We start from the raw sequence: 13,091 nt of genomic DNA, 5'->3' as shown, positions 1-13,091 counted from the left end.
TTAACATAAATAAGTCGATATGAAAAAAAGAAATCTTTTTTCAGTGGTGATGTTGCTGTTTGCCACAATGGTTTTTGCTCAACAAGAATCACAGTACACACAATACATGTACAACACGATGATGTTTAATCCGGGATATACGGGGTCTCGTGGTGTTGATAGTTTTTTTGGAATATTCCGAGCACAGTGGATTGGTTTGGATGGAGCTCCTCGCAGTGGAGGGATTAGTTATCATGCTCCTCAGGAGCGTTTGCGAAACGTAGGTTTGGGGTACTCGTTGTTCTATGACGCAATAGGGCCACAAACCAATACGAGTTTTATGTTAGATTTCTCGTATACTTTGAATTTTGATAATTCGAAGTTAGCTTTTGGTTTAAAGGGTACAGCAGAGATTTTTAGTTTGGATTATAATAAACTTCGTTTGTACGATCCATCAGACACACATTTTTCGGAGAATAGTACTATATTTTCACCGAATGTAGGAGCGGGTGTTTTTTGGTATTCGGATAAGTATTACATAGGTTTTTCGGTTCCTAATTTGTTGGAGACAGAGATTTACGAGTCAAAGGATCGTAGGGTTTCTGTATTGAAAAACACCCAACATTTTTACTTGATAGGGGGATATGTTTTTGATTTGAGTGATAATATCAAGTTCAAACCTGCTGTATTGTCAAAGATGTCTTATGGAGCTCCTTTGCAGTTGGATGTATCTGCAAATTTCATGTTTAATGAGCGTTTTGTGTTTGGAGCTGCTTGGCGTTGGTCAGCTGCAGTGAGTTTGATGGCAGGTTTTCAGGTGAATGATCGTTGGTTTATAGGCTACGGTTATGATTTTGAGACGACAGAACTTTCTCGTTACAACTCAGGTTCTCATGAAATCTTTTTACGCTACGAATTGGTGAAGATGTACAAAAAGGTTGTGTCTCCGCGTTTCTTCTAATTAAAGTTTAAATCTTGAAGGTAATCATACTATGAAAATATACCATAAATTATTGTTTTTTCTATTATTAGGAATAACGGCAAATATTTTTGCACAGGAAAAGGAATTACAGAAGGCGAATGATTTGTATCAGAATTATGCTTATGTAGATGCTATTAAGATATACGAAAGTATAGCTAAGAAGGGTTTTGTGAATCAGGAGTTGTTGGAGCGTTTGGGTAATTCGTATTATTTCAATGCTGATTATACGGCAGCATTGGTTTGGTATGAACAATTATTTGCCAATTCAGAATACAAAATCGAACCAGAATACTACTACCGTTATTCACTTTCGTTAAAATCGGCGGAACGTTATGATGAGGCTGATAGGATGATGGTTAAGTTTGTTGAGTTGACAGATGCGAATGATACGAGGGCGATATTATTCCAAGAGAATAGAAATTATCAAGAGATTATCAAAGATAATTCGAATCGTATGGAATTGTATCATACGGATATCAACACAGAGCATTCAGAGTATGGAGCTGCGTTCTATGGTGGAGATAAGGTTATTTTTGCAGCGAGTAATAGTAGTATGTTCAAGCAAACTTCACAATGGACAGGCGAGAGTTTTTACGATTTATACATAGCACAACAGGACAGTATTACTTTGTCAAACAAACATCTCTTTCCTTCGGATATTAATACAAAATTCAACGAATCTACGGCTGTCTTTACTAAGGATGGCAATACCGTTTATTTCACACGTAATAATTATGTGAATAAAAAAGTAAGAATGAATAGTGAAAATACTATTCTCTTAAAAATTTTACGAGCGACTAAAGACGCTAACGGTAAGTGGGGCAATGTGATTGAGATGCCTTTCAACAGCAATGCTTACAATGTGGCACATCCAGCGTTAAGCTCTGATGAGCAGTATTTATATTTTGCTTCGGATATGGAAGGAACTCTGGGAACTTCTGATATTTTCCGTGTAAAGATTTTAGAAAATGGTTATGGAAAACCTGAAAATTTAGGGAATGTGATTAATACCACGGGACGTGAGTCGTTTCCTTTCATTTCAAAAGATAACATACTGTATTATTCATCAGATGGATTTCCAGGTTTGGGAGGTTTGGATATTTTTGCGGTTAAGCTGTATGACAATGGAACAACTTCAAAACCAATCAACATTGGTATGCCTGCCAACAGTGCCGATGATGATTTCTGTTTTGTAATTGACAGCGATAAAAAGATAGGATTTTTGACTTCAAATCGTCCAGGAGGAAAAGGAAAAGATGATATTTATTCGTTTTATGAGCGTTCTCCTTTACAGTTTTACTGTTCAAAAATCATGCGAGGAGTGGTTAAAAATTCAGAAACTAATGAGATTATTCCAAATGCAAAAGTTTTATTGTCAAGCAAAAATATGACATTATTGAAATCCGAAACGGCTACCGAACAAGGAGCTTTCTCTTTCGGAGGAGATTTAATCAGATGTGAAGAACCTCATTTCTACTTAAAAGGGGAGAAAGAAGGATTTGAAACAGCCGAAGTAAAAGTAACTACAACGGGTAATGATAGAGAAGTGTATTACGAAATCATGTTAAAACCACGAGTTGTTAAAATTGAGAAAGACGTTGATTTGGCAAAAGTATTGAATATTAAGGAAATTTATTTTGATTTAGATAAATCGAATATTCGTCCTGACGCTGAAGTGCAATTAGCTAAGGTTCTTCAAGTTATGAAAGAACATCCGAATATAAAAATTGATGTTCGTTCGCATACCGACAGCCGAGCGTCACATGCCTATAACTTGTCATTGTCCGACAGAAGAGCCAAATCTACAGTAAAATGGATTATTGATAACGGAATAGATAAGAGTCGTATCACAGGAAAAGGATATGGAGAAACTCAGTTAGTTAATGGTTGTTCGGATGGTGTTTCATGTTCTGAGGAAGAACATCAAGCAAATCGCCGAAGTGAATTTATCATTATTGAGATGAAATAGTTATTGTTTTTTTATTACACCAGAAGCCTCTGAAAGTATGTTCACTTTCAGAGGCTTTCATTTTCGACTATTTAATATTGAATGCTACATTCCCCTCAATAATAATCATTTGGAAAATTGTTACACATTTCTTGAAGATGGGTAAATTATCTCAGGTTGATAATCTAAGTGACTTTGAGCTTCTTCAATGGAGTTAAAAAATCCTGTTGCTTTAAAAACATACATCGATGATCCTAAAACAGTGGTTTCCTTCTGTTTGATTAGTCTTATCGGTAAATCACAAATATCGGCTCGTAGCTGATTCCATAGCTTGTTTTTTGTGCCTCCTCCAACGCAAGTAATGTATTCAGCTTTAAAATTTCCTGCCTTTTCAACAGCTTGTAGGGCTTTTTTTAATTTATGAGCCAAAGCTTCTAAGGTAGCTCGATAGATATGAGCTCTTGTAGTTTGCAGGGTGATGCCTATAATAGCTCCTTCTGAACCATTTTCTTTATCCAGAAAATCTGGATTCACGCGTACTCCCTCGCATCCCATCGGAATTTTTTCGGCCTCTGAAATCATCACCGAATATACATCTTCCTGAGGAATATCCATGTAAAACATTCGTCGAATCCATTCTAAAACTCCTGATCCTAAATAATTTACACCAATATTGTAGGTGTGTTCTTCGGCGTCTAATTCTGTGGTCAGCCCTAAGCCAAATTCTGCTTCAGAAACAGTATAGTGCTGGGTTCGAGACATCAAAATTTCCCACGTACCTGAACTGAGTACAGGTTGGTTCATTCCTACTCCTGAACCAATGATAGCAAACTGGGTGTCGTGTCCTGCTAAAAAAACAGGTGTATTTTCAGGAATTCCTGTTTCAATAGAGGCTCGGGAGGTTATACTCCCAACTTTTGTTCCCGCTGAGGCTGTATCTCCCATAAGGGATATTTGAAGTTCGAGTGCATTGAATATTTTTTGTGAGTAGTTCCGTTGTGATAAGTCAGTAAGCATTGATGTTCCTGACATTGTGCTGTCATTCAATTTGTTACCTGTTAAACGGAAATTTAGTAGCGACGGCATATAAAGAAATTGAACTTTTGGATGCTGTAGCAATTCGGGGTGATTTTCTTTAAACCATATTAATTTATTAATGGTATTGAAGCTGTACGGTAAAATTCCTGATGTTGTGTATAGTTCCTTTACAGGGATATAATTACCGATGTTTTCCATAATGGAGTCGGTGCGTTTGCATTGCCAAGAGATGACGGGATAGAGCAATTCACCTGATTCGGCTACGAGCGTTCCGTCCACGCCGAAGGTTGTGGTAGCAACCCCTACAATTCGAGAGGTGTCGATTTGTGAAGTTACGATTTTAGCAGCCTTGCACAGTTTCTCCCAGATAGCGTCAACATTCCAAATACGTCCGCCTTCGTAATGAGGATCGGCTTCGGTTTGGTTAGGATAGGATTGAGAAGCTTCAATATTTCCGTGTATGTCCATGGCTATTACACGTACATTAGTAGCTCCACAATCAAAAAGTAAGGCTAATGGATTTTTCATCTTTTTAAAATTTTATAAAGGAAAGTAAGTTTGAAGTTATTTTTTCATCTTTTCACTTGAAAAAGTTGCGATAAAATTCAATTACATCCTTTGGTTCAGTTCAAAGCAAAGATAAGAATAATAAATGGATTTACATTGGCATTCAGACATTAAATTTGTAGCTAAAATCTATAAAGAAATACAATCTCCTAAAACACACTAAAAATAAACTGCAATTTGGTTTTAACTACTTTTTTGTACATTTGCATAAAATAGCAGTTCAAGAAATGAAAACAATTTTAGAAATTCGGCAATTAACAAAAAAGTTTGGTAGTTTCGTAGCCGTAGATAACGTTTCGTTCCAAATTGAAAAAGGCAGTATATACGGGTTGTTAGGGCCTAACGGAAGCGGGAAATCCACAACTTTGGGAATGATTCTCAATGTGGTGAATAAAACTTCGGGTGAATATCAATGGTTTAATGGAAATATATCTAATCAACAGGCTCTAAAACGTATAGGAGCCATCATCGAACGACCGAATTTCTATCCGTATATGTCGGCTTATGAAAATCTGCGTTTGGTTTGCAAAATTAAGGGAGCTACAACCGATAAAATCCAAGAAAAATTGCAATTAGTAGGCTTGTGGGAAGTCAAAGATCGTAAATTTTCAGCTTTTTCATTGGGAATGAAGCAGCGGTTAGCAATTGCTTCTGCACTCCTTAATGACCCCGAAATCTTAATTTTAGATGAACCTACCAACGGTCTTGATCCGCAGGGAATACACCAAATTAGGGAACTCATACGCTATATTGCATCTCAAGGAGTAACCGTGTTATTGGCATCGCATTTATTGGATGAGGTAGAAAAAGTGTGTACGCACGTGGTAGTACTACAACAAGGAAAGATGCGTTACAACGGACGTGTCGACGCTATGTTCAACGATTACGGATTTTTTGAGTTAGCTACCCAGCACAATGAAAAATTGCAAGAAGCTTTACGAGATTTCACGCAATTTGATAAAATTACCATTGAAGGAAATTTAATTCGAGCTTATTTGAAAACCGACATTCCTTCTGAAGAATTGAATAAACGACTTTTTGAAAAAGGTTACGTACTTTCCCACTTAGTAAAACGAAAGGAAAGTCTTGAAAATCAATTCCTTAAATTAACTAATCATACAAATTAAAATTATTATGCTTCGATTATTACAAATAGAACTTATAAAAATATGGAACAGCAAAAGTAGTCGTATTTTAATAATAGCCTACTTTGGTTCACTCGCCTTTTTAGCCTTATTTGCAACCGTAAAAATTGACTTTGGAGCTTTCGTTTTTCATTTAGCAAAGCAAGGTATTTTTGATTTCCCATTTGTATGGCATTTCAACACCTACATGGCAGCTTTCTTTAAATTATTTTTTGCTATTGTAGTGGTTTCTATGGTTGCTAATGAATACAGTAACAAAACCTTAAAGCAAAACCTTATTGATGGTTTGAGCAAAAAAGAGTTTGTGTATTCGAAGTTTCTGACCATAGTATTATTTTCTGCCATATCTACACTTGTAGTCTTTTTAGTTTCCTTAGTATTAGGGTTAATTTATTCAAAATATGATGAAATACTTATCATTTTTTCTCAATTAGAATACTTATTAGCTTATTTCGTAAAATTAGTTGGCTTCTTTACAATGTGTTTGTTTTTTAGCGTACTGACCCGAAAATCAGCTTTTTCTTTAGGTTTTTTGGCGTTGTGGTATGTTATTGAGCAATTTTTAACTATTTTTTCTCAAAGACACGAAAGTTTAGGCATCATCAAGCGGATTTTGCCACTGGAAGCCATGTCCAACCTTATCAAACAACCTTTTACCCGAATGAACGGTATCAAGGAGTTTGCTAATGAAACGGGAATAAATATTCCGTATGATTTTTCAGTGCAAATTTCTGATATTCTGATTGTTTGTTGTTGGACAATTCTTTTCGTATTAATGTCCTACAAAATCATAAAAAATAGAGATTTATAAAAAACGAAAGAATTATCCCAAAACTTGTTTTTTGTTAATTGATATATGCTTCTTTATGGCATTGAGTACAAATAAAAATCACATTTAGAGGTTAATTTTCTAAAAAATATTTGGGTGAAATATTTTTAATTATTTTACGAATAATTTATACCTTTGCATTCTTGATTTGTAAAATACCGAAAACATATGGTAAGAGTTCGATTTGCACCCAGTCCAACGGGAGCTTTACACATAGGAGGCGTACGTACCGCATTGTTCAATTACTTATTTGCTAAAAAACATGAAGGAGATTTTCTTCTTCGTATTGAGGACACAGACCAAACTCGTTACGTAGAAGGAGCTGAGCAGTACATCATTGAGGCATTAAACTGGTGTGGCATTCCGTTTGACGAAGGCGTTGGTAAAGAAGGTAAACATGCTCCCTATCGCCAAAGTGAACGAAAAGAAATTTATAAAAAGTATGCTGATGAGCTTATTCAGAAAGGAAAAGCCTATTATGCGTTTGACTCGGCTGAAGATCTTGACAATCAGCGTAAAGAATACGAATCTGCAGGAAAAACGTTCATTTATAACTGGCAAACTCGTCTTCAACTAAAGAATTCATTATCCCTTACAGAAGAAGAAGTTAAACAACGCCTTGACCGTGGTGATGAATTTGTGATTCGTTTTAAAATGCCTGAAGAAGTGCTGAAAATGAATGATTTAATACGTGGAGAGGTAATCATCGATACCAAAACCTTGGATGATAAGGTATTATTCAAAAGTGATGGAATGCCGACATATCATTTGGCAAATATTGTAGACGACCATTTGATGGAAATTTCACACGTTATCCGTGGGGAAGAGTGGTTACCATCCTTGCCTTTACACATGCTATTATATCGTGCTTTTGGATGGGAGGCTCCGCAGTTTGCTCATTTGCCCCTAATCTTGAAGCCCGTAGGTAACGGAAAACTCAGCAAACGTGACGGAATCAAGTTGGGATTCCCCGTTTTTCCACTAGATTGGACAGAGGGAGATGCTCCACTCAAAGGATTCAAGGGGGAAGGCTACTTTCCTGAGGCATTAGTAAATTTTTTAGCACTTTTAGGCTGGAATCCAGGTACGGATCAGGAAATATTTTCTTTGAATGAATTGATAGAACTATTTGATTTGGAGCGAGTTCATAAGGCAGGGGCTCGTTTTGACCCTGAAAAAATCAAATGGTTTAACCACCAATATCTACAGAAGAAGTCTGACAGAGAATTGGCAGACGATTTCTCGAAAATCCTTATAGAAAAAGGGATTTCTATTGCTACGGATAAGGTCGAAAAAATCGTTCATTTGATAAAAGAACGAGCTACGTTTGTGTCCGATTTTTGGGAATTAGGAAGTTATTTTTTCCAAAAACCATCCGTTTACGAGGATAAAGCGATGAAAAAGCAATGGAAAGAAAATACAGCTCAAATTTTGACCGAAGTAGCTCAAATTATCAAAGAAACTTCCAATTTTTCATCTGTTCCGTTAGAAGAAGCTGTAAAAAATCATATTACAGAAAAAGGATATAGTTTCGGACAAGTTATGCCTCCATTACGTTTGGCGTTAGTTGGTGAAATGAAAGGTGTTCACATTTTCGACATTATGGAAGTAATTGGAAAAGAGGAGACTCTACAACGAATAGAAGCTATTAAATCAATAAATGGATAAAAAAGATGACAGCGTTAAATTTTATATGGAACTCTGATGAGATTTTCTTTTCTATCGGAGGAATTGCCATTCGTTATTACAGCCTGATGTTTTTAGTTGCATTCAGTCTCGGGTGGTACGTAATGAAAAAGATATATCTCAATGAGGGAAAAACATTACAGCAGTTAGATACCTTATTGATTTATACTGCTGTGGCTACCTTAGTAGGGGCTCGTCTCGGAGATTGTTTTTTCTATAATTGGGATTATTTTCAACATAATATTTTAGAAATTTTCCTGCCGATTCGTAAAAATCCGAACGAAAGTCTTTTCGGGATTATCAAAGGATGGGAGTTTACAGGATTTGCAGGTCTGGCAAGTCATGGAGCAGCCATAGGAATTATTGTTGCAATGGTTTTTTATATACGTAAGTATAAAGATATTACCCTTTCATGGGTGCTGGATCGTATCGTAATTCCGATTACCATAGGGGGAATGTTTGTTCGTTTGGGGAATTTCTTTAATTCGGAAATTAATGGAAAAGTGGTAGATTCAAGTTATCCATTAGGGGTAAAATTTGTACAAGGAGGCGAAATCTCATCCCGACAAGCCATGGAGCTTACAGGACAAAGCTCTCCTAAAGAAGCCTTTCATCTCATTGCTAACGATCCGCGTTTTTCTGAGGTGTTGGCAGCTATTCCATATCAACACCCCGCACAACTTTATGAAGCGGTAGGCTACTTCCTTTTGTTCTGGGTTTTGTGGTTCACCTACTGGAAAACGGACAAAAGAAAACAACCTTTCTTCATTTTCGGGTTATTTTTGGTGTTACTCTGGGGTATTCGTTTTGCAGTGGAATTTGTCAAAGAAAGTCAAGGCGGATTTGAAAGCACCTTAGGGCTTTTGTCAACAGGACAATGGTTGAGTTTGCCTTTTATTGTAGTAGGATTTTATTTATTATTTAGAAAAAAGGTGTAGAAATGGAGTTTTTTAGAAAATATTTTGTTCCTTTAGCATTAGGAATACTTGTAATTGCAGCTTTAGCATATGTTTTACCCGCTTTTTTTTCAGGAAAGGAGCAAGAAACAATGACTTTTTCTGAAATCAAAGAGGTTGAAATAGAATTTACTAAAGAAGCGGAAGTGTCGATTTTCAAACAAGGGGAATTGGTACGTAAAATAGATATAGAATTGGCTGATACACCTAATGAAAGGGCCTTAGGGTTGATGTATCGTAAAGGAATGGACGAAAACCAAGGAATGTTTTTTATTTTTAAAGAGGAGGAGCCTCGTTCCTTCTATATGAAAAATACAGAATTTTCGTTGGATATTATCTATTTAAATAAAGATTTGCAGATAGTTAGCATTGTAAAAAGAGCTAAACCCTATGATGAGTCGTCAATGCCTTCAGAAGCACCAGCAATGTATGTTCTGGAAATCAATGGCGGGTTGTCCGATAAATGGGGTATTGATGTAGGGGATAACATTACGTATCAACTTATAAAATAGGTAACGTTTTTTTCGAAAACTTCATTTTTTTTGTAGAATTCTATTTTATTTAAATTACTGAAAATCAAAAATAAAAAGCATATCTTAAACTTACATGAGTGTAAGAAACCGATCAAATAATTAGAGGATTAACCTAATATTTTGGGAAACGACTCTTTTACGTTAAGAATAAAACATAACCCCATGAAAACTATGGAAGAGCGAGTGATATTAGTTGATGAAAACGACAATCCAATCGGGTTGATGGAAAAAATAGAGGCACATCAAAAAGCTTTGCTTCACAGGGCTTTCTCGGTGTTTGTGATGAACGCAAAAGGCGAGATGATGTTGCAGCAACGTGCATTACATAAGTATCATTCACCAGGGTTGTGGACAAACACTTGTTGTAGTCATCAGCGTGAAAATGAGAGTAATATCGAAGCAGGTAAGCGACGACTACAAGAAGAAATGGGCTTTACCACCGAATTGGAAGATGTTATATCGTTTATATATAAGGCGCCTTTTGATAACGGACTTACAGAGCATGAATTTGACCACGTATTGCTTGGTTTTTACGACCACGCACCTCAAATCAATTCTCAAGAAGTTGCCGATTGGAAATGGGAAACCCCTGAAAAGGTGAAAATTGATATTGATGCAAATCCTCAAAAATACACCGAGTGGTTTAAAATCATCTTTGATAGGTTTTATGATTACTTAATTGTTAATAAGTAATTTAAGGTTCTGCGGGTTCTAAGACATAAATATATAAATCTTAGATTCTTGCAATGTAGGTTTTAATTGAAAATACGAATCTTTATTTTTAAAATAGATTATAAAAAATAAAATTGATATACTTATGAAAGCATATATTTTTCCAGGACAAGGAGCTCAATTTGTTGGTATGGGACTTGATTTATATGAGAAGTCAACCGTAGCCAAGGAACTTTTTAAACAAGCCGATGACATTTTAGGTTTTTCAATCACAGAAGTAATGTTTAACGGGACAGAGGAGGATTTGAAACAGACGAAAGTGACGCAACCTGCCATTTTTCTACATTCCGTAGTGTTGAGTAAGGTTTTAGGGGAATCATTCCGTCCTCAAATGGTTGCAGGGCATTCATTAGGAGAATTTTCGGCACTGGTAGCTAACAAAACTCTGTCATTTGAAGACGGACTGCAACTCGTTTCCAAACGGGCTTTGGCGATGCAAAAAGCATGTGAACTACAACCAGGAACAATGGCTGCCGTATTAGGTTTGGATGATGCCGTAGTAGAAAAGGTTTGTGAATCCATCGAAGGTATTGTAACTCCTGCAAATTACAACTGTCCTGGGCAATTGGTGATCTCGGGTGAATTGAGTGCTATAGAAAAAGCCTGTGAAGCCATGAAAACCGCAGGAGCTAAACGAGCATTAGTGCTACCTGTAGGAGGGGCTTTCCATTCAGTATTGATGAAACCCGCCGAGGAAGAATTAGCAAAGGCTATTGAGAATACGCACTTTAGTAAACCTATATGTCCTGTGTATCAAAATGTAACAACAACAGCCGTCAGTGATGAAAACCAGATCAAAAAGAATCTTATCCAGCAACTAACTGCCCCTGTGAAATGGACACAGAGCGTACAGCAAATGATTCAAGATGGGGCTTCTGAATTTATTGAAGTGGGTCCGGGCAAAGTGTTGCAAGGGTTGGTTAAAAAAATTAATAAAGACGCTGTAGTAAGTTCAGCTGAGTAGTTTTACAAAAATGTATTTATTACCGTAATAAAAACAAATGGGATTTAGCAGAAATTCATAAATCCCATTTTTTTTGATAAAAACAATTGTTTAACGAATAGTAGAAATCTTAAAAATTAGATTTCAATTACTTATTTTCCTATTTTTCAATATAATTCCATATATTTGTTCCTTGTTTGATTTCATGTATTTTTGCATATCCAAATAGGAACGCATCTGTAAAAAAAATATACAAAAGTGTCGATTGCTTATATCTTTAAAACCGCTTGGGAAGTTTTCCGCACCTCTATCTTAGTAAACGCTTTAGGGATGTTGGTTTTGTTTCTGGTCATAACTGGATTATATATTGTTATTTTCCCGATGCTGTTAGGCATTCCTTTGGAAGAGATTTCTCGTTTTACTATACAAACACCTGAACAACTTCAAAGTATTCTTATTTCACCTGACTTTCAAATTAAATTCACAGTATTTATGTTGCTCATCAACTGCATAATAGCTCCTATGACTGCTGGGTTTTATAGCATTTTTGGGTCTGTGCAAAAAAATGAGCTTCCAACGATGAAACAATTATTTTCATTTTACAACTCTCCTTATACGGCTCGAATTTTAGGTTCTGTTTTGGTGATCACAGCCGTAAAAACGATTATTTCCATACTTTTGAACTTTCTGGGTTTAGATGCAGCAAACGTTTCTATTTCCATATTAGTTTCATTGTTGGTAACACTAACAATCCCTATAATAATATTTGAAAATCTATCACTGGTTGATGCTATGAGACAAAGCTCAGCGCGTATTGCACCATTCATGTTCACGGTTTTGTTAGCATTAGCTTTTGGAATCATTATGGGGTTTTCTGGAATCTTAGTTTTTGTTGTTGGAATATGTTTTACTCTACCATTCTTCTATGCCATAAATTACGCTTTGTATGCAATAACCAAAAGATAAAAATCAGCTTTATGGTTTAGCAAAGTGTTTATAAAATAATAGAATAATATAAAATTGAATAGTATGAAAAAAATCGCTTTACCTCTGCTCTTTGTAGCATCGTTTACATTGAATAGTTGTGCTGAATTGCAGCAAGTTATCAATTCAACATCTTCAACCACAGGTTTTAATATTACTGATGGATTGAAACAGGCTTTAGAAATTGGTGTTTCTAACGGGGTAGACTTACTTAGTAAGGATGGAGGCTATTTCCAAGATCAAGCCGTAAAAATTTTACTTCCTGCCGAGTTGCAAAAAGTGGATGCTACACTCCGAAAAATCGGTTTAGGAGCCTTAGCTGATGAAGGACTAAAGGTATTAAATAAAGCTGCTGAAAATGCCGTAACTGAGGCTAAACCCATTTTTGTTTCCGCCATCAAAAATATGACCATTAACGATGCTATGGGTATTTTGAAAGGAGATAATAATGCAGCAACTACTTACTTGAAAAACAACACATTTAGCTCTTTAGAAGCTGCTTTTGCACCCAAAATACAGAATTCTTTAAGCCAAGTGGGAGCTGACAAAATTTGGAGTAACTTGATAAATCGTTACAATCAATTGCCTTTAACAACTCCTGTTGAAGCCGATTTAACAACTTATGTTACCAAACAAGCTATCAACGGACTTTTTACAAAAGTAGCCGACAAAGAGAAAGAAATCCGAACCAACGTGGCAGCACGTACCACTCCATTATTGAAATCAGTTTTTGCCTTGCAAGACTAATAAAACTATTATGTTCATGAAA

12 protein-coding genes are annotated in these 13,091 nt (G+C 36.0%); 11 read left to right on the top strand and 1 reads right to left on the bottom strand.

The features are described 5' to 3' along the window. Positions 1-19: 19 nt before the first annotated feature. Together CGC49_RS03650 and CGC49_RS03645 are read left to right on the top strand one after the other, a co-directional pair. Complete coding sequence (locus CGC49_RS03650; RefSeq protein ID WP_095893440.1) at positions 20-940, top strand: type IX secretion system membrane protein PorP/SprF; 921 nt, start codon at positions 20-22, stop codon at positions 938-940. Between the two features lie 31 nt (positions 941-971). Further along, positions 972-2,930 (top strand): OmpA family protein, encoded by a 1,959-nt coding sequence (locus tag CGC49_RS03645; protein WP_095911858.1) that lies wholly within the window; start codon positions 972-974, stop codon positions 2,928-2,930. A gap of 120 nt (positions 2,931-3,050) precedes the next feature. On the opposite strand, the gene fucK is transcribed toward CGC49_RS03645, so the two are convergent. After that, the gene (gene fucK / locus CGC49_RS03640) at positions 3,051-4,475 is read right to left on the bottom strand and encodes an L-fuculokinase (protein WP_095893438.1); all 1,425 of its coding nucleotides are present in this window, start codon (positions 4,473-4,475) and stop codon (positions 3,051-3,053) included. Positions 4,476-4,741: 266 nt separating this feature from the next. Here fucK and CGC49_RS03635 point away from each other — a divergent pair, with 266 nt between their 5' ends. The 9 genes from CGC49_RS03635 (at position 4,742) to CGC49_RS03595 (ending at position 13,069) form a co-directional block, all read left to right on the top strand. Then, the gene (locus tag CGC49_RS03635; RefSeq protein ID WP_095893437.1) at positions 4,742-5,641 is read left to right on the top strand and encodes an ABC transporter ATP-binding protein; all 900 of its coding nucleotides are present in this window, start codon (positions 4,742-4,744) and stop codon (positions 5,639-5,641) included. Between the two features lie 7 nt (positions 5,642-5,648). Beyond that, positions 5,649-6,470 carry an ABC transporter permease gene (locus CGC49_RS03630; protein WP_095911857.1) on the top strand — a complete coding sequence of 274 codons (822 nt, stop codon included), beginning with the start codon at positions 5,649-5,651 and terminating at the stop codon, positions 6,468-6,470. Between the two features lie 186 nt (positions 6,471-6,656). Next, positions 6,657-8,156 carry a glutamate--tRNA ligase gene (gene gltX, locus CGC49_RS03625; RefSeq protein ID WP_095911856.1) on the top strand — a complete coding sequence of 500 codons (1,500 nt, stop codon included), beginning with the start codon at positions 6,657-6,659 and terminating at the stop codon, positions 8,154-8,156. A gap of 5 nt (positions 8,157-8,161) precedes the next feature. Then, complete coding sequence (gene lgt / locus CGC49_RS03620) at positions 8,162-9,112, top strand: prolipoprotein diacylglyceryl transferase (RefSeq protein ID WP_042345102.1); 951 nt, start codon at positions 8,162-8,164, stop codon at positions 9,110-9,112. Positions 9,113-9,114: 2 nt separating this feature from the next. Continuing rightward, entirely contained in the window at positions 9,115-9,642 is a 528-nt protein-coding gene (locus CGC49_RS03615) for a DUF192 domain-containing protein (protein ID WP_042005923.1), read from the top strand. 192 nt (positions 9,643-9,834) lie between these two features. Then, positions 9,835-10,356, top strand: a complete 522-nt coding sequence (idi, locus tag CGC49_RS03610; RefSeq protein WP_042005935.1) for an isopentenyl-diphosphate Delta-isomerase — start codon at positions 9,835-9,837, stop codon at positions 10,354-10,356. 124 nt (positions 10,357-10,480) lie between these two features. Next, entirely contained in the window at positions 10,481-11,359 is an 879-nt protein-coding gene (gene fabD, locus CGC49_RS03605; protein ID WP_095893432.1) for an ACP S-malonyltransferase, read from the top strand. A 237-nt stretch (positions 11,360-11,596) separates the two neighbouring features. Then, positions 11,597-12,304, top strand: a complete 708-nt coding sequence (locus CGC49_RS03600; protein WP_157908988.1) for a beta-carotene 15,15'-monooxygenase — start codon at positions 11,597-11,599, stop codon at positions 12,302-12,304. Positions 12,305-12,367: 63 nt separating this feature from the next. Next, positions 12,368-13,069, top strand: coding sequence for a DUF4197 domain-containing protein (locus CGC49_RS03595; protein ID WP_042009060.1), 702 nt, complete (start codon positions 12,368-12,370; stop codon positions 13,067-13,069). Positions 13,070-13,091: the final 22 nt, after the last annotated feature.

Source organism: Capnocytophaga sp. H4358 (genome assembly GCF_002302515.1).
Taxonomy (GTDB): Bacteria; Bacteroidota; Bacteroidia; order Flavobacteriales; family Flavobacteriaceae; genus Capnocytophaga; species Capnocytophaga canis.
Note: the sequence above shows the minus strand (reverse complement) of the source record. Positions and strands in the feature narration are given on the sequence as shown.

Excerpts from the sequence above, each read along its gene's own strand:
- CGC49_RS03615 (WP_042005923.1), top strand. The coding sequence starts at position 9,115 with ATGGAGTTTTTTAGAAAATATTTTGTTCCTTTAGCATTAGGAATACTT.
- fabD (WP_095893432.1), top strand. The coding sequence starts at position 10,481 with ATGAAAGCATATATTTTTCCAGGACAAGGAGCTCAATTTGTTGGTATG.
- CGC49_RS03645 (WP_095911858.1), top strand. The coding sequence starts at position 972 with ATGAAAATATACCATAAATTATTGTTTTTTCTATTATTAGGAATAACG.
- gltX (WP_095911856.1), top strand. The coding sequence starts at position 6,657 with ATGGTAAGAGTTCGATTTGCACCCAGTCCAACGGGAGCTTTACACATA.
- CGC49_RS03650 (WP_095893440.1), top strand. The coding sequence starts at position 20 with ATGAAAAAAAGAAATCTTTTTTCAGTGGTGATGTTGCTGTTTGCCACA.
- CGC49_RS03595 (WP_042009060.1), top strand. The coding sequence starts at position 12,368 with ATGAAAAAAATCGCTTTACCTCTGCTCTTTGTAGCATCGTTTACATTG.
- CGC49_RS03635 (WP_095893437.1), top strand. The coding sequence starts at position 4,742 with ATGAAAACAATTTTAGAAATTCGGCAATTAACAAAAAAGTTTGGTAGT.
- CGC49_RS03630 (WP_095911857.1), top strand. The coding sequence starts at position 5,649 with ATGCTTCGATTATTACAAATAGAACTTATAAAAATATGGAACAGCAAA.
- idi (WP_042005935.1), top strand. The coding sequence starts at position 9,835 with ATGGAAGAGCGAGTGATATTAGTTGATGAAAACGACAATCCAATCGGG.
- fucK (WP_095893438.1), bottom strand. The coding sequence starts at position 4,475 with ATGAAAAATCCATTAGCCTTACTTTTTGATTGTGGAGCTACTAATGTA.
- lgt (WP_042345102.1), top strand. The coding sequence starts at position 8,162 with ATGACAGCGTTAAATTTTATATGGAACTCTGATGAGATTTTCTTTTCT.